General features: G+C 54.2%; 18 protein-coding genes. 13 read left to right on the top strand and 5 right to left on the bottom strand.

Annotated features, from left to right (window positions below; translation table 11 throughout):
* The first annotated feature begins 111 nt into the window (after positions 1-111).
* From holC to OGY62_RS19555, 3 genes are all read left to right on the top strand, one after another.
* Complete coding sequence (holC, locus tag OGY62_RS19545) at positions 112-555, top strand: DNA polymerase III subunit chi (protein ID WP_012134319.1); 444 nt, start codon at positions 112-114, stop codon at positions 553-555.
* On the top strand, positions 555-3,410 hold the full coding sequence (locus OGY62_RS19550) for a valine--tRNA ligase (protein WP_286460441.1): 2,856 nt from the start codon (positions 555-557) through the stop codon (positions 3,408-3,410). Before holC ends, OGY62_RS19550 begins: the two co-directional genes overlap by 1 nt.
* A 198-nt stretch (positions 3,411-3,608) precedes the next feature.
* The gene (locus tag OGY62_RS19555) at positions 3,609-4,112 is read left to right on the top strand and encodes a GNAT family N-acetyltransferase (RefSeq protein ID WP_134769826.1); all 504 of its coding nucleotides are present in this window, start codon (positions 3,609-3,611) and stop codon (positions 4,110-4,112) included.
* A 65-nt stretch (positions 4,113-4,177) separates the two neighbouring features.
* On the opposite strand, the gene rraB is transcribed toward OGY62_RS19555, so the two are convergent.
* Positions 4,178-4,603, bottom strand: coding sequence for a ribonuclease E inhibitor RraB (gene rraB, locus OGY62_RS19560; protein WP_047459344.1), 426 nt, complete (start codon positions 4,601-4,603; stop codon positions 4,178-4,180).
* Positions 4,604-4,767: 164 nt separating this feature from the next.
* On the opposite strand from rraB, the gene argF (OGY62_RS19565) reads away from it, so the two are divergent.
* On the top strand, positions 4,768-5,772 hold the full coding sequence (gene argF, locus OGY62_RS19565) for an ornithine carbamoyltransferase (protein ID WP_012134329.1): 1,005 nt from the start codon (positions 4,768-4,770) through the stop codon (positions 5,770-5,772).
* 80 nt (positions 5,773-5,852) lie between these two features.
* On the opposite strand, the gene OGY62_RS19570 is transcribed toward argF (OGY62_RS19565), so the two are convergent.
* Positions 5,853-6,305 carry a YhcH/YjgK/YiaL family protein gene (locus OGY62_RS19570; protein ID WP_286460442.1) on the bottom strand — a complete coding sequence of 151 codons (453 nt, stop codon included), beginning with the start codon at positions 6,303-6,305 and terminating at the stop codon, positions 5,853-5,855.
* Between the two features lie 676 nt (positions 6,306-6,981).
* Here OGY62_RS19570 and arcA point away from each other — a divergent pair.
* The 5 genes from arcA to OGY62_RS19595 all read left to right on the top strand — a co-directional run bounded on the left by arcA (position 6,982) and on the right by OGY62_RS19595 (position 12,439).
* Entirely contained in the window at positions 6,982-8,202 is a 1,221-nt protein-coding gene (arcA, locus tag OGY62_RS19575) for an arginine deiminase (RefSeq protein WP_012134333.1), read from the top strand.
* A gap of 10 nt (positions 8,203-8,212) precedes the next feature.
* A complete protein-coding gene (gene arcC / locus OGY62_RS19580; protein WP_115609704.1) occupies positions 8,213-9,145 on the top strand; it encodes a carbamate kinase in 933 nt (310 codons plus the stop codon).
* A gap of 112 nt (positions 9,146-9,257) precedes the next feature.
* Positions 9,258-10,262, top strand: coding sequence for an ornithine carbamoyltransferase (gene argF, locus OGY62_RS19585; RefSeq protein WP_012134335.1), 1,005 nt, complete (start codon positions 9,258-9,260; stop codon positions 10,260-10,262).
* A gap of 57 nt (positions 10,263-10,319) precedes the next feature.
* Positions 10,320-11,723: a YfcC family protein gene (locus OGY62_RS19590; protein WP_024130766.1), complete on the top strand. Its 1,404-nt coding sequence runs from the start codon at positions 10,320-10,322 to the stop codon at positions 11,721-11,723.
* Positions 11,724-11,950: 227 nt separating this feature from the next.
* Complete coding sequence (locus OGY62_RS19595) at positions 11,951-12,439, top strand: arginine repressor (RefSeq protein WP_024130767.1); 489 nt, start codon at positions 11,951-11,953, stop codon at positions 12,437-12,439.
* Here the strand turns inward: OGY62_RS19595 and OGY62_RS19600 are convergent.
* Positions 12,430-12,549 (bottom strand): hypothetical protein, encoded by a 120-nt coding sequence (locus OGY62_RS19600; RefSeq protein WP_077956855.1) that lies wholly within the window; start codon positions 12,547-12,549, stop codon positions 12,430-12,432. The two genes, OGY62_RS19595 and OGY62_RS19600, sit on opposite strands and share 10 nt — an antisense overlap.
* On the opposite strand from OGY62_RS19600, the gene pyrL reads away from it, so the two are divergent.
* The 4 genes from pyrL to ridA all read left to right on the top strand — a co-directional run bounded on the left by pyrL (position 12,529) and on the right by ridA (position 14,535).
* Entirely contained in the window at positions 12,529-12,663 is a 135-nt protein-coding gene (gene pyrL, locus OGY62_RS19605; RefSeq protein ID WP_200031261.1) for a pyr operon leader peptide, read from the top strand. The two genes, OGY62_RS19600 and pyrL, sit on opposite strands and share 21 nt — an antisense overlap.
* Positions 12,664-12,665: 2 nt before the next feature.
* Positions 12,666-13,601, top strand: a complete 936-nt coding sequence (gene pyrB / locus OGY62_RS19610; RefSeq protein ID WP_012134340.1) for an aspartate carbamoyltransferase — start codon at positions 12,666-12,668, stop codon at positions 13,599-13,601.
* A gap of 11 nt (positions 13,602-13,612) precedes the next feature.
* Complete coding sequence (gene pyrI / locus OGY62_RS19615; RefSeq protein ID WP_012134341.1) at positions 13,613-14,074, top strand: aspartate carbamoyltransferase regulatory subunit; 462 nt, start codon at positions 13,613-13,615, stop codon at positions 14,072-14,074.
* 74 nt (positions 14,075-14,148) lie between these two features.
* Entirely contained in the window at positions 14,149-14,535 is a 387-nt protein-coding gene (gene ridA / locus OGY62_RS19620; RefSeq protein WP_012134342.1) for a 2-iminobutanoate/2-iminopropanoate deaminase, read from the top strand.
* 267 nt (positions 14,536-14,802) lie between these two features.
* On the opposite strand, the gene OGY62_RS19625 is transcribed toward ridA, so the two are convergent.
* Together OGY62_RS19625 and OGY62_RS19630 are read right to left on the bottom strand one after the other, a co-directional pair.
* Positions 14,803-16,089, bottom strand: a complete 1,287-nt coding sequence (locus tag OGY62_RS19625) for a TRAP transporter large permease (protein ID WP_047459361.1) — start codon at positions 16,087-16,089, stop codon at positions 14,803-14,805.
* 30 nt (positions 16,090-16,119) lie between these two features.
* On the bottom strand, positions 16,120-16,629 hold the full coding sequence (locus tag OGY62_RS19630) for a TRAP transporter small permease (protein WP_012134344.1): 510 nt from the start codon (positions 16,627-16,629) through the stop codon (positions 16,120-16,122).
* Between the last annotated feature and the right edge of the window lie 382 nt (positions 16,630-17,011).

The following is a 17,011-nucleotide window of genomic DNA, read 5'->3' on the forward strand; positions in this document are numbered from 1 at the left end:
ATGGCGACGCATATGCGCCTTATCCGGCCTACATGGAGTATTTAACCGTAGGCCGGATAAGCGTAGCGCCATCCGGCTTCGCATTTAAATTCACCACAAGAAGCCCCATATATGAAGAATGCAACGTTCTATATTCTGGACAATGACACCACCATTGATGGCCTGAGCGCCGTTGAACAACTGGTGTGCGACATTGCCGCAGAACGTTGGCGCAGTGGTAAACGCGTGCTGATTGCCTGTGAAGACGAAAAACAGGCCATCCGTCTGGATGAAGCGCTGTGGGCAAGACCGCCGGAGAGTTTTGTCCCGCATAATCTGGCGGGAGAAGGTCCGCGCGGCGGCGCACCGGTGGAAATCGCCTGGCCGCAAAAACGCAACAGCAGCCCGCGTGATATTCTGATCAGCCTGCGTACTGGCTTTGCAGATTTTGCCACCGCTTTCACAGAAGTGATAGACTTTGTCCCTTACGAAGAAACTTTGAAACAACTGGCGCGCGAACGCTACAAAGCCTACCGCGTGGCTGGTTTTAACCTGAATACGGCAACCTGGAAATAATGGAAAAGACATATAACCCACAAGATATCGAACAGCCGCTTTACGAGCACTGGGAGCAGCAGGGCTACTTTAAGCCGAATGGCGATGAAAGCCAGGAAAGCTTCTGCATCATGATCCCGCCGCCAAACGTCACCGGCAGTTTGCATATGGGTCACGCCTTCCAGCAAACCATCATGGATACCCTGATCCGTTATCAGCGCATGCAGGGTAAAAACACCCTGTGGCAGGTCGGTACTGACCACGCCGGGATCGCTACCCAGATGGTGGTTGAGCGCAAGATTGCCGCAGAAGAGGGTAAAACCCGCCACGACTATGGCCGCGATGCCTTCATCGACAAAATCTGGCAGTGGAAAGCGGAATCCGGCGGCACCATTACCCGTCAGATGCGCCGTCTGGGCAACTCCGTGGACTGGGAGCGCGAACGCTTCACCATGGACGAAGGTCTTTCCAATGCCGTGAAAGAAGTGTTTGTCCGCCTGTACAAAGAAGATCTGATTTACCGTGGCAAGCGCCTGGTCAACTGGGACCCGAAACTGCGCACCGCTATCTCTGACCTGGAAGTGGAAAACCGCGAGTCCAAAGGCTCTATGTGGCACATCCGCTATCCGCTGGCTGACGGTGCGAAAACCGCAGACGGTAAAGATTACCTGGTGGTCGCCACCACCCGCCCGGAAACCCTGCTGGGCGATACCGGCGTAGCCGTCAACCCGGAAGATCCGCGTTATAAAGATCTGATTGGCAAATTCGTGGTGCTGCCGCTGGTGAACCGTCGTATTCCGATCGTGAGCGACGAGCATGCCGACATGGAAAAAGGCACCGGCTGCGTGAAGATCACCCCGGCGCACGACTTTAACGACTATGAAGTGGGCCGTCGTCATCAGCTTCCGATGATCAATATTCTGACCTTTGACGGCGATATCCGTGAAAGTGCGGAAGTGTATGACACCAAAGGCGAAGAGTCCGACGTTTACTCCAACGAAATCCCGGCTGAGTTCCAGAAGCTGGAACGTTTTGCCGCGCGTAAAGCGGTGGTTGCCGCTATCGATGCCCTCGGCCTGCTGGAAGAGATTAAACCGCACGACCTGACCGTTCCTTACGGCGACCGTGGCGGCGTGGTTATCGAACCAATGCTGACCGACCAGTGGTACGTCCGTGCCGACGTGCTGGCAAAACCGGCGGTGGAAGCGGTAGAGAACGGCGATATCCAGTTCGTGCCAAAACAGTACGAAAACATGTACTTCTCCTGGATGCGTGACATTCAGGACTGGTGTATCTCCCGTCAGCTGTGGTGGGGTCACCGCATCCCGGCATGGTACGACGACGCGGGCAACGTCTACGTTGGCCGTAGCGAAGACGAAGTGCGTCAGGAAAACAACCTGAGCGCCGACGTTGCGCTGCGTCAGGACGACGACGTACTGGACACCTGGTTCTCCTCCGCGCTATGGACCTTCTCTACTCTCGGCTGGCCGGAAAACACCGACGCGCTGCGTCAGTTCCACCCGACCAGCGTGATGGTCTCCGGTTTCGACATCATCTTCTTCTGGATTGCCCGCATGATCATGATGACCATGCACTTCATCAAAGATGAAAACGGCAAGCCGCAGGTACCGTTCAAGACCGTCTACATGACCGGTCTGATTCGCGATGACGAAGGCCAGAAGATGTCCAAATCCAAGGGTAACGTTATCGACCCGCTGGATATGGTTGACGGCATTTCCCTTCCGGAGCTGCTGGAAAAACGTACCGGCAACATGATGCAGCCGCAGCTGGCTGAGAAGATCGCCAAACGTACCGAAAAACAATTCCCGGACGGCATTGAGCCGCACGGTACTGACGCCCTGCGTTTCACCCTGGCGGCGCTGGCCTCTACCGGCCGCGACATCAACTGGGATATGAAGCGTCTGGAAGGCTACCGTAACTTCTGTAACAAGCTGTGGAACGCCAGCCGCTTTGTGCTGATGAATACCGAAGATCAGGATTGCGGCTTCAACGGCGGCGAGATGACCCTGTCGCTGGCAGACCGCTGGATCCTGGCGGAGTTCAACCAGACCATCAAAGCGTACCGCGAAGCGCTGGACAGCTTCCGCTTCGATATCGCAGCGGGCATTCTGTACGAGTTTACCTGGAACCAGTTCTGCGACTGGTATCTGGAGCTGACCAAGCCGGTCATGAACGGCGGCTCTGAAGCAGAACTGCGCGGCACCCGCAACACGCTGGTCACCGTGCTGGAAGGTCTGCTGCGCCTGGCGCATCCGATCATCCCGTTTATCACCGAGACCATCTGGCAGCGTGTGAAAGTGATTTCCGGCATTACCGCCGACACCATCATGCTGCAACCGTTCCCGCAGTACGATGCCTCCCAGGTGGATGAAGCCGCGCTGGCCGATACAGAATGGCTGAAGCAGGCGATCGTTGCCGTACGTAACATCCGTGCGGAAATGAACATCGCGCCGGGCAAACCGCTGGAACTGCTGCTGCGTGGTTGCAGCGAAGAGGCGATTCGCCGCGTGAACGACAACCGCAGCTTCCTGCTGAACCTGGCGCGTCTGGAAAGCATCACCGTGCTGCCAGCCGATGACAAAGGTCCGGTTTCCGTGACGAAGATTATCGATGGCGCCGAGCTGCTGATCCCGATGGCGGGGCTGATTGACAAAGAAGCCGAGCTGGCGCGTCTGGCGAAAGAAGTGGCGAAGGTCGAAGCTGAAATTGGCCGCATTGAAGGTAAGCTGGCGAACGAAGGTTTTGTCGCCCGCGCACCGGAAGCGGTGATCGCCAAAGAGCGTGAGAAGCTGGAAAACTACGCGGAAGCGAAAGCGAAGTTGATTGAACAGCAGGCAGTTATCGCCGCGCTGTAAAGATCGTGCCTGACTGTTTGCCGGATGGCGCTACGCTTATCCGGCCTACAGGCATCTTCAGCGCATCCGGCACCACGGACGATAAAAGCCTCTGACGCACTCGCTAAGAGGCTTTTTATTGAATTATCCTCGCTTGCACTCCCCCTCCCCGCAGTGTTATTAACTGCATATGTTCCACGTTTCTGTCATGAGTTCGCTATGAGTGTCATTACCTCTGTCCCGGCAACGTTGCGTCGTCTTACCGCTGACGATAACGCCGCCATCGCCCGCGTCATCCGCCAGGTTTCCGCTGAATACGGCCTGACCGCTGATAAAGGCTATACGGTTGCCGATCCTAATCTGGATGAATTGTTCCAGGTTTACAGTCAGCCAGGCGCGGCCTATTGGGTCGTCGAGCAGAGCGGTCAGGTGGTGGGCGGCGGCGGCGTGGCGCCGTTAGGCTGTAGCGAACCGGATATCTGCGAACTGCAAAAAATGTACTTTTTGCCGACGGTGCGCGGCCAGGGGCTGGCGAAGAAACTGGCGCTGATGGCGCTGGAGCACGCGCGTGAGCAGGGGTTTAAACGCTGCTACCTGGAAACCACCGCATCCTTACGCGAAGCGATTGGCCTGTATGAACATCTGGGATTTGAGCATATCAGCGAACCGCTGGGCTGCACCGGGCATGTTGACTGCGAAGTCCGCATGCTGAAAACGCTGTAAGTCACCCACTGGCCGGATAAGGCGACGCCATATCCGGCAATTTATGCAAACATTCTGCTTCTGAGTTAGTGGCGTACGCCGTCATCGTCTTCGTCGACGTAATCTTCATCGTCGCCGTCTTCACCCTCTTCGCCGTTCGGATCTTCGAAGTACGTACCCCAGCCGTCATATTCCACGTCAAATTTCTCAGCCAGGTTCATCAGTTGTTCAACCTGAGCATCAATCAGATCGGCATTCAGCGCACATTCGCTGAGGATATCGCAGCAAATCACCGTATCGCCTTCTTCCACTTCCAGCTCTTCCGGCTCGGTCACTTCATAACCGAGTTTGAACGCTTCTACGGCTGCTTTTTCCAGCGTTTCGAAGTCGTCAGCGGAAAAGTGATGCTCGATAGTGTACAGCGCATCTGGATCGCTGCCATCTTCAAGTAATTCTTCAATAATCAGCCGCGTCTCTTCACGCTGCTCTTCCAGTAGTTCCGGGTTTGCCATGGCTCGTTCCTCATAAATGTCCTGCCGATACTCTTATTGTCACACACCGCTGTCATTGCCTCCACCTTTCCAGGAAAGATTTGTTAAATGGGGTTGCAAATGCATAATCATCCATATAAATTGAATTTTAATTCAACAAATGGCCTTTGCCATGTGAGGGAACCATGTCTACGTTTTATCAGAAACATTTTTTGAAATTACTCGATTTCACCTCCGCTGAACTCACCGCTCTGCTGCAACTCGCCGCCAAACTGAAAGCCGACAAGAAAAACGGCGTAGAAGTCGCCAGACTGACCGGCAAAAACATCGCGCTCATCTTCGAAAAAGACTCGACCCGCACCCGATGCTCTTTCGAAGTTGCCGCATACGATCAAGGCGCTCGCGTAACGTACCTTGGGCCAAGCGGCAGCCAGATTGGGCATAAAGAGTCAATTAAAGACACCGCCCGCGTGCTGGGACGCATGTATGACGGTATTCAGTACCGCGGCCACGGCCAGGAAGTGGTCGAAACGCTGGCGGAATATGCAGGCGTTCCCGTGTGGAACGGGTTGACCAACGAGTTTCACCCCACGCAGCTGCTGGCGGATTTGCTGACCATGCAGGAACATCTGCCGGGCAAAGCCTTCAATGAGATGACGCTGGTTTACGCTGGCGATGCGCGTAACAACATGGGAAATTCCATGCTGGAAGCCGCCGCGCTGACAGGGCTGGATTTACGTCTGGTGGCTCCGCAGGCCTGCTGGCCGGAAGCAAGCCTGGTCGCAGAGTGCAAAGCGCTGGCGCAAAAGAACGGCGGCGATATTACGCTGACTGAAGATATCGCAGCGGGCGTGAAAGGCGCGGACTTTATCTATACCGACGTATGGGTGTCGATGGGTGAAGCAAAAGAGAAATGGGCGGAGCGTATCGCACTGCTGCGTCAGTATCAGGTAAACAGCGCAATGATGGCGCAGACCGGTAATCCTCAGGTGAAGTTTCTGCACTGCCTGCCCGCATTCCACGATGATCAGACCACGCTTGGCAAGAAAATGGCCGAAGAGTTCGGTTTGCACGGCGGGATGGAAGTGACCGATGCGGTGTTTGAATCTCCGGCCAGCATCGTGTTTGACCAGGCGGAAAACCGGATGCACACCATCAAAGCGGTGATGGTGGCAACGCTGGCGAAATAACGATTACGTCTTATCCGGCCTACAGATCGCGCTCCCGTAGGCCGGGTAAGACGTTTTGCGTCGCCACCCGGCAATACAACTTACTCGACCAGCAGCTTAACGACCGCTTTGCGTGCCTGAGCTGGCGCCCCTACGGCGCACAGCGGCTTATGGACTTCCCCCGGGTAAAAGACCACGAAATCGCCTTCATTAAGGATCACCGTTTTCTCCTCTGCCCCTTCAGGCAAAAACGCGATGTCTTTATCCGCCAGCCAGTCAGTTTCCGGCGCGCCCGCGGGCTGGGTGCTGAAGGTCATTCCTTCCTGCCCCTTTAATACGATCTGAATATCGAGATAGCGCGCGTGATACTCCGCACGACGCTTTTCAAACGGCTCGGTCATGTCTTCCGAAACCAGATAAAACAGGCGATTGCCGTCGATATCATGCTTGCCCTTTGCCGTTTCATCCGTCACATGCGCTTTAATATGTTCAATGGCCTGACGCAGCGCGTCCGGCAGCCAGGGTTGCAGATTGTGGATATTGCCAACGATCATCACAGACTCCTTAAATAAAACAACGTTTCATTTTTATGGTTATACGAAAAAAACCGCTGCCATACCACTTCTATTTCACGATGTTTTGCGTCAGCGCATGTTTATCGCTGAAGATGTTGTCCGACTGTTAATCGTCATCGAAGATTATGCATATCATTTGCATAACTTTCCCCCTCCACTTTACGGTAAAAATCGTAATATTCTGTTATAAAAGGGTTTATCAGAAAAACACCTTGTTGATCACACTTCCTTTTCCCTGCATAACCTGCATTTATCACCATAGTTATTTTATGATTTACGTTAAGGTAAAAATAATAAAATAACCCTCCCGCATACCTATGCACAGACAAAAATAAAACATCATAAAATCAACAAGATAGAATTAAATAATAAATTTAGATCATCTACAAATAATTAACAAAAAAGAATAACAAGACATTTTATTGCGTAGTAATTCAGTTATTACTCTCTTTATTTTTCAATTTCTCTGACCTTGCTCATATATTAAATAAGAAAAATTAAATATCCCTTCCGATGTGAAACACATCACATTATCAGACCGAATTAGAATCAATGATGATTTCCGAAAATTAGCTGAACAGTAATGACTGCAAACAATTTAATTATTTGCAGCCACCACTTCTTTATTCCTGAAAATTGAGTAAAAGGTATCGTGATGGAAAAACATTATGTCGGTTCTGAAATCGGTCAATTACGTAGTGTGATGTTGCACCGCCCTAATCTCAGTCTGAAAAGACTGACGCCGTCAAATTGCCAGGAGCTGCTTTTTGATGACGTTCTGTCGGTGGAACGCGCAGGCGAAGAGCACGATATTTTCGCTAATACGTTACGCCAACAAGGCATAGAGGTGTTGCTGCTAACCGACCTGCTGACGCAAACACTGGATGTTATCGAAGCCAAAACCTGGCTGCTGGAAACACAAATCTCCGACTATCGCCTGGGCCCGACTTTCGCGGCGGATATTCGCGCCTGGCTGGCGGATATGCCGCATCGGGAATTAGCGCGCCATTTAAGCGGTGGGCTGACATATGGCGAAATCCCCGCCTCGATTAAAAATATGGTGGTTGATACACACGATATTAATGACTTTATTATGAAGCCATTACCCAATCACTTATTTACCCGCGATACCTCATGCTGGATATATAACGGCGTGTCGATCAACCCAATGGCAAAAACAGCGCGCCAGCGTGAGACCAATAATCTGCGGGCAATTTATCGCTGGCATCCACAATTTGCAGATGGCGAATTTATTAAATATTTCGGCGACGAAAACATTAATTACGACCATGCCACGTTAGAAGGCGGAGACGTGCTGGTTATTGGTCGCGGCGCCGTACTGATTGGCATGTCTGAACGCACCACCCCGCAGGGGATCGAGTTCCTCGCCCAGTCGCTGTTTAAACATCGCCAGGCCGAGCGCGTCATCGCCGTTGAGTTGCCAAAACACCGTTCCTGCATGCACCTCGATACCGTCATGACCCATATCGACATCGACACTTTCTCCGTCTACCCGGAAGTGGTTCGCCCGGACGTCCAGTGCTGGACCTTAACACCGGACGGGCGCGGCGGGCTGAAGCGTACCCAGGAAAGCACGCTGGTACACGCCATCGAAAAAGCCCTCGGCATTGATCAGGTGCGTTTGATCACCACTGGCGGCGATGCCTTCGAAGCCGAACGTGAGCAGTGGAATGACGCCAATAACGTTCTCACCCTACGCCCCGGTGTGGTGGTCGGCTACGAGCGCAACATCTGGACCAACGAAAAATACGACAAAGCGGGCATCACCGTTCTGCCCATTCCTGGCGATGAACTGGGACGCGGACGCGGCGGCGCGCGCTGCATGAGCTGCCCGCTGGAACGCGACGGCATTTAAGGAAGCGATTATGGACAACAAACCCACTCTGGTTGTCGCACTGGGCGGCAATGCGCTGCTCAAACGCGGCGAACCGCTGGAAGCGGATATCCAGCGCAAAAACATCGATCTGGCGGCAAAAACCATCGCCCAACTGACGCAACAGTGGCGCGTGGTGCTGGTACACGGCAACGGCCCGCAGGTTGGCCTGCTGGCGTTGCAGAACAGCGCCTATGACCGCGTCACCCCCTACCCGCTCGATATTCTGGGCGCGGAAAGCCAGGGGATGATCGGCTACATGCTGCAACAGTCGCTGAAAAACCAGCTTCCGCAGCGTGAAATCAGCGTCCTGCTCACTCAGGTGGAGGTGGACGCCGACGATCCGGCATTCCGCAACCCAACCAAATATATCGGCCCGGTTTATGACGGCGACCAGGCCAACGCGCTACAGGCGGAAAAAGGCTGGATTTTCAAAGCCGACGGAAAAGCGTTTCGCCGCGTAGTGCCTTCGCCACAGCCCAAACGCATCGTTGAGAGCGACGCGATCCGCGCCCTGATCGCCCGCGACCATCTCGTGATCTGCAACGGCGGCGGCGGCGTGCCGGTAGTGGAAAAAGCCGATGGTTTTCATGGCATTGAAGCGGTGATCGACAAAGACCTCTCTGCCGCTCTGCTCGCCAGTCAAATCCACGCAGACGCGCTGCTGATCCTGACCGATGCCGACGCGGTGTACCTCGACTGGGGCAAGCCAACCCAACGCCCGCTGGCTCAGGTAACGCCGGAACTGCTCAGCGAAATGCAGTTCGATGCCGGTTCGATGGGGCCGAAAGTCACCGCCTGCGCCGGGTTTGTCAGCCACTGCCAGGGGATTGCCGGCATCGGTTCACTGGCCGACGGCCCGGCCATTCTCAGCGGTGACAAAGGCACCCTGATTCGACCCGAAACCGTCGATTACGACGCATAAGTCAATTTCTGCCGGATGGCGGCGGCGCCTTATCCAGCCTACAGCACGCGCATAACCGTAGGCCTGACAAGCGCAGCGCCATCAGGTAATTCATTTTAACAAGGACACTGTAATGGCTACTTCACTGAAAAATCGCAACTTTCTTAAACTGCTCGACTTCACTCCGACGGAGATCCAGTACCTGATCGATCTGGCCATCGAGCTGAAAGCGGCAAAAAAAGCCGGACGCGAGAAGCAAACGCTGGTCGGTAAAAACATCGCGCTAATTTTCGAAAAAACCTCTACCCGCACCCGCTGCGCGTTTGAGGTCGGCGCATTCGATCAGGGCGCACAGGTGACCTATCTCGGGCCAAGCGGCTCGCAGATTGGGCATAAAGAATCCATGAAAGATACCGCCCGCGTGCTGGGCCGGATGTATGACGGCATTGAGTATCGCGGTTTTGGTCAGCAGATCGTTGAAGAACTGGGGCAGTACGCGGGCGTACCGGTGTGGAACGGCCTGACCGATGAATTTCACCCTACGCAGATCCTCGCCGACCTGATGACCATGCTGGAACATGCGCCGGGCAAAACGCTGCCTGAACTCAGCTTCGCTTACCTCGGCGACGCCCGCAATAACATGGGCAATTCGCTGATGGTCGGCGCGGCAAAAATGGGGATGGACATCCGCCTGGTCGCGCCGAAATCCTTCTGGCCGGACGACGCACTGGTGGCGCAGTGCCGCGACATCGCCAGCGTCACCGGCGCGCGCATTACGCTAACCGAGGACGTGGAGGAAGGCGTTTATGACGTAGATTTCCTCTATACCGATGTCTGGGTGTCGATGGGCGAACCAAAAGAGGCGTGGGCGGAGCGCGTCAGCCTGATGAAGCCCTACCAGATCAACCAGCAGGTCATCAACGCCACCGGCAACCCCAACGTGAAGTTTATGCACTGCCTGCCCGCCTTCCACAACGAGCACACCAAAGTGGGCCGCGAAATCGAGGCCGCCTATGGCCTGAAAGGACTGGAGGTGACGGAAGAGGTGTTCGAGTCAGCCCACTCCATCGTGTTTGACGAAGCGGAAAACCGTATGCACACCATTAAAGCGGTCATGGTGGCGACGCTCGGCGACTAACCCCTCCGGGCATGTGCCGCCTGACGACACATGCCCGTGTTATCTGGAGAGAACACCATGGGCAAATTTAAATTTCCCAGCGCGTATACCATCCTGTTTATTCTTATCGCACTGGTCGCTGTGATGACCTGGATTGTCCCGGCGGGCAAATACCAGATGGCGATGAACCCCACGTTGGGTAAAGAGGTTCCGGTCGCGGGCACCTATGCTCCTGCCGAGTCGCATCCGCAAGGGATTACCGCCGTACTGTTGGCCCCCATTGACGGCCTCTACAACCACGAAACCTATACCGCAGGCGCAATCGATGTGGCGCTGTTTGTACTAATCATCGGCGGCTTTCTCGGCGTGGTGAACAAAACCGGTGCAATCGATGCGGGTATTGAACGCGTCACGGTACGGCTCAACGGCAAAGAGGAGTGGATGATCCCCATACTGATGGGACTCTTTGCCGCAGGCGGGACGATTTACGGGATGGCGGAAGAGTCACTCCCCTTCTACACGCTGCTGGTTCCGGTGATGATGGCCGCTCGATTCGATCCGCTGGTCGCGGCCGCCACCGTGCTGCTCGGCGCAGGTATTGGCACACTCGGTTCGACCATCAACCCTTTTGCCACGGTGATTGCCGCCAACGCTGCCGGAATCCCGTTCACTCAGGGTATGCTGTTACGCATCATTCTGCTGGTCGTTGGCTATGTTATTTGCGTGGTCTGGGTGATGCGCTATGCCCGCAAAGTGCGCAGCAACCCGGAGTTATCTATCGTGGCGGATAAGATGGAGGAGAACCGCGCTCACTTTCTTGGCAACCGTTCCAGCACGCTGCTGGAGTTCACCGCAACCCGTAAATGGATCTTGCTGATTTTCGCCGCCGCCTTTGCCGTGATGATTTACGGCGTCGCGGTTCTCGGCTGGTGGATGGCGGAAATTTCCGGCGTTTTCCTGGCGTCCGCGATTATCGTCGGCGTTATCGCCCGGATGAGCGAAGAGGCGTTCACCAGTACGTTTATCGACGGCGCGCGGGATCTGCTTGGCGTAGCGCTGATTATCGGTATTGCACGCGGCATTGTGGTGGTGATGGATAATGGCATGATTACGCATACCATTTTGCACAGCGCGGAAAATCTGGTATCTGGCTTGTCCACCACCATTTTTATCAATGTCACTTACTGGCTGGAAGTATTGCTCTCATTCCTGGTGCCCTCTTCCTCTGGTCTGGCGGTGTTGACCATGCCGATCATGGCGCCGTTAGCGGACTTCGCCCATGTGCAACGGGATCTGGTGGTGACGGCGTATCAATCGGCGTCCGGGATTGTGAACCTGATTACGCCGACGTCGGCGGTCGTAATGGGAGGTCTGGCGATTGCGCGCGTGCCGTATGTGCGGTATCTGAAGTGGGTCGCGCCGCTGCTGCTGATCCTGACGCTACTGAATATGGCTGTTTTGAGCGTTGGCGCAATGCTGTAACTCCCGCCGGATGGCGCTTCGCTTATCCGGCCTACAGGTTGCGCATTTTGTAGGCCGGATAAGGCGCTTTAGCGCCGCCATCCGGCAAACGAACGCAGCCAATACGCTTTCTTTTTTGACTGGCTTCTCACTTTCCTGCAAAACCGACCGGTTGATTCGTTATCAATGTGACAAACAGGATGAATTTCGCTAGTCCATTGATATCAATGACAAAGCAAGGTGCATATATGAAGGAATACAATGATTGCTCCGCCAAAGAACAGCAGCAACTGGCGGTATGTCAGCGCCTGATTACAGAAAAAAGTTACTTATCCCAGGAGGAAATACGTCGCGATCTGCAAAACCACGGCTTCGAAGGCATCAGCCAGTCGACCGTTTCACGTCTGTTGAAACTGCTCGGCGTCATAAAAATAAGAAATACAAAGGGACAAAAAATTTATTCCGTAAATCCGCAATTGCGCCCCGCTCCTGACGCTGCGCGATCGATATCCGAGATGGTGGTCAGCGTGGAACACAATAGCGAATTTATCCTTATCCACACGGTGGCCGGTTATGGCCGCGCCGTTGCCAGAATCCTGGATTATCACGCCCTGCCGGAAATTTTAGGAGTGATCGCGGGCAGCAGTATCGTCTGGGTCGCGCCACGGGTCGTACAGCGCACCGGGCTTGTTCACAAGCAAATTAATTATTTATTAAAAATGAATTCTTATTCATGAGAACCGTTTGCGATGAATAAAATGTGCATTAATCGCTTGATCCCATAACATAGCTGAGTATAATCGCGGACAATTTGCCGGGAGGAAGTATGGTTCAGTGTGTACGACATTCTGTCTTACCGCGTCTGAAAACAGACGCTGGACTGCCGTTTTTCTTCCCGTTGCTCACCTATTCCAAGCCCCTCATTGAGGGGCTTTTTTTTTGCCCAGGCGTCAGGAGATAAACATGGCTAACCCGCTATACCAAAAACACATCATTTCCATAAACGACCTCAGCCGCGATGACCTCAATCTGGTCCTGGCGACGGCGGCGAAATTAAAAGCCAATCCACAGCCGGAGCTGCTGAAGCATAAAGTGATCGCCAGCTGCTTCTTCGAGGCATCCACACGCACCCGCCTGTCGTTTGAAACCTCGATGCACCGCCTCGGCGCCAGCGTGGTGGGCTTCTCCGACAGCGCTAACACGTCGCTGGGCAAAAAAGGCGAGACGCTGGCGGATACCATCTCCGTTATCAGCACTTATGTGGACGCGATTGTGATGCGTCACCCACAGGAAGGCGCAGCGCGTCTGGCGACCGAGTTCTCCGGCAACGTGCCGGTACTGAACGCCGGCGACGGCGCAAACCAGCATCCGACCCAGACGCTGCTGGATCTGTTTACCATTCAGGAGACCCAGGGCCGCCTGGACAATCTGAATATCGCTATGGTCGGCGACCTGAAATATGGCCGAACCGTACACTCACTGACGCAGGCGCTGGCGAAGTTTGACGGCAACCGCTTCTACTTTATCGCGCCGGACGCGCTGGCGATGCCGCAATACATTCTGGATATGCTGGATGAGAAAGGCATTGCCTGGAGTCTGCACAGCGCCATCGAAGAGGTGATGGCGGAAGTGGATATTCTGTATATGACCCGCGTGCAGAAAGAGCGTCTGGACCCGTCCGAATACGCCAACGTCAAAGCGCAGTTTGTCCTGCGCGCCAGCGACCTGAACGGCGCGCGTGAAAACATGAAGGTTCTGCATCCGCTGCCGCGTATTGATGAGATCACCACCGACGTAGATAAAACGCCGCACGCCTGGTACTTCCAGCAGGCAGGAAACGGTATTTTCGCTCGCCAGGCGTTACTGGCACTGGTTCTGAATAGCGATCTGGCACTGTAAGGGGAAAAGAGATGACACACGACAATAAACTACAGGTTGAAGCGATCAAACGTGGCACCGTAATCGACCACATTCCCGCGCAGGTTGGCTTTAAGTTACTGACGCTGTTCAAACTGACCGAGACCGATCAGCGCATCACCATCGGCCTTAACCTGCCGTCCGGCGAGATGGGGCGTAAAGACCTGATTAAAATCGAGAACACTTTCCTGACCGAAGAACAGGTTAACCAGCTCTCCCTGTACGCGCCGCAGGCAACGGTAAACCGCATCGACAACTATGATGTGGTGGGCAAATCGCGCCCGAGCCTGCCGGATCGCATCGACAACGTGCTGGTCTGCCCGAACAGCAACTGCATCAGTCATGCTGAGCCGGTTTCATCCAGTTTTGCAGTGAAAAAACGCACAGATGACATTGCGCTCAAATGTAAATACTGCGAAAAAGAGTTTTCGCATTATGTGGTGCTGGCCAACTAATTGAGGTTGGTAATGGGTATCCGGCTCCCTATAATGACCTGTACCTAATTTACCGCTGTAATTCAGGAGAAATCATGAGCAAAACTATCGCGACGGAAAATGCACCCGCAGCTATCGGCCCATACGTTCAGGGCGTTGACCTGGGCAGCATGATCATCACTTCCGGTCAGATCCCGGTTGATCCAAAAACCGGCAGCGTACCGGATGACGTGTCCGCTCAGGCGCGCCAGTCGCTGGAAAACGTAAAAGCTATCGTCGAAGCCGCAGGCCTGAAAGTGGGCGACATCGTGAAAACAACCGTGTTCGTTAAAGACCTGAACGACTTCGCGACCGTGAATGCGACCTATGAAGCGTTCTTCACCGAGCATAATGCGACCTTCCCGGCACGTTCATGCGTTGAAGTTGCGCGTCTGCCGAAAGACGTAAAAATCGAGATCGAAGCGATCGCTGTTCGCCGCTAAGTCTCCTTAAAAATATGTCTGCGCCGGATGGCGGCTCCGCCTTATCCGGCCTACGGCAGTGCCGTTTGTAGGCCCGGTAAGCGCCAGCGCCACCGGGCATTGCGCCGGATGGCGGCTCCGCCTTATCCGGCCTACGGGAAGTGCCGTTTGTAGGCCCGGTAAGCGCCAGCGCCACCGGGTATTGCGCCGGATGGCGGCTTCGCCTTATCCGGCCTACGGAAAGTGCCGTTTGTAGGCCCGGTAAGCGCCAGCGCCACCGGGCATTTATCACATCACCCCAAACAGTTTCGGCAGGAACAGCGAGATCGCCGGAATATAGGTCACTAACATCAACACCAGGAAGAGTACCGCGTAGAACGGCAGCATCGCCTTCACCACCTGCTCTATTTTCTGCTTACTCACCGCACTGGCAACAAACAGCACCGATCCCACCGGCGGCGTAATCAGGCCGATCCCAAGATTCACCAGCATGATCATGCCGAAATGCACCGGATCAATACCCAATGCCGTAGTGACCGGCAGCAGAACAGGCGTCAGGATCAGGATCAGCGGCGCCATGTCCATCAGTGTCCCGATCAGCAGCAGCATAATGTTAATGCACATCAGGATGACGTATTTGTTATCTGAAATACTGGTGAACGCCTCGGTAATGCGCATCGGCAACTGCATGTAGGTCATGATGGCGCCAAATGCGGCGGCGAACCCGATCAGGATCATCACAATGGTGACCGTTTTTACCGTGCGGTACATCAGCTTCGGCAGTTCAGACCATTTGTAGTCGCGGTAGATAAACATAGTGACGAAGAAGGCCCACAGACAGGCGATCGCCGCCGATTCCGTCGCGGTGAAGATGCCAGAGAGGATCCCGCCCATGATGATGACAACCGTCATCAGCCCCCACAGCGTATCGACAAAAATCTTCAACGCCTGGCGAAACGGCACCCGCTCGCCTTTCGGATAACCGCGCTTATGGGCAAAACCGACGCACATCACCATCAGGGTAAAACTTAACAGCAGCCCCGGCAGAATGCCGGCGATAAACAGCGCGGCAATCGACACCGTACCGCCCGTCGCCAGCGAATAAATCACCGAGTTGTGGCTGGGCGGCGTCAGGATCGCCTGTACGGAGCCGCTAGCGGTGACCGCCGCCGCGAAGTCACGCGGATAGCCTTTTTTATCCATCTCCGGGATCATCACCGAGCCGATAGACGCCGTATCCGCGACGGACGAGCCGGAAATCGCGCCAAAAAAGGTAGACGCCACAATGTTCACCAGCGACAGCCCGCCGCGTATAAAGCCGACAAAGATGTAGGCGAAGTTCACCAGGCGACGCGCAATACCGCCCTCCGCCATAATCGCCCCCGCCAGAATAAAAAATGGGATCGCCAGCAGCGAAAATTTGTTCACGCCGCTGGTGAGCTGGATCATGACCGCTTCCAGGGGAATGTCGATATACCAGGCGCCAATGATCGCGCTAATGCCCACCGCGTATGCTACCGGCACCCCAATCGCCAGCATAATGCCGAGCGTAAAGACGAGAATAAATGCATCCATCTGCTTTCCTTTATGAAATGGGGTCGCGCATTAATGGGTTGAGCCCAGCATGACGACAGGACGTTGATACTGCGAACCACGGAAAATTTTCTCGATAATGAAAAGCAGCGTGATGGCAGAGCCGACAGGCAACGGCAGGTAGTTCTCACCCGCTGATAACAGAGGAAATTCTGCCACCGGCTGTTCCCACAGGTCATAGCACAGCAGGGAGCCGTACCAGAGGATAAACAGGCTGACGGCCATCAGCATCAGATCCGCCACGATGAAACAGATTCGCTGCGCGCCCTCGCTCAGGCGGTCGGTCACCATGCTGACAGCGATATGGGAACCCGCGCGATAGCTCACCGCTGCGCCAACAAAGGTGAATGTCACCATGCAAAGAATGGCGACCGGTTCCGGCCATGACAGCGCGCTGTTCATCACATAGCGCGCAAATATCCCGACGGGAATAACGGCCACCATAATCAACAGCGCCAATCCGGCAACCCACATTGAGATTCGGTAAAACAAATCCATTACCGACGAATAAAATTCACCCATGGTCGTCCCCTTGAATTAATCTTTAGGTTCAGGCGGATAAAGTCCTTACCCCGCCAGAGGTATTACTTCATATCCTGAATCCGTTTAATCAAATCCTGGCGATCTTTATAGGGTTCGCTGGCAGTTTAAAAAATGCCATGAATAGCGCTAACTGACAGGATAAAAGAGTGCCGGGCTTAACTTACAGTTATATATGACCTTTTACAGCGTAGCCTGCGCAGGCCAACGCATGTAAGAAAGTATTACGATAATTATGTTCATAAAATATGACTGAATGGAAATATTTTTAGCACGCTGTTTCATTTTTGCAATGAAGGTCTTTTTCCTGATAAAAAGATGTCTGAAAGAGGAGTAAAATTGTGATCCGTCACACTCTTTAGTA

This window comes from Citrobacter sp. CK198, assembly GCF_030333295.1.
In the GTDB taxonomy this organism is placed as follows: domain Bacteria; phylum Pseudomonadota; class Gammaproteobacteria; order Enterobacterales; family Enterobacteriaceae; genus Citrobacter_B; species Citrobacter_B koseri.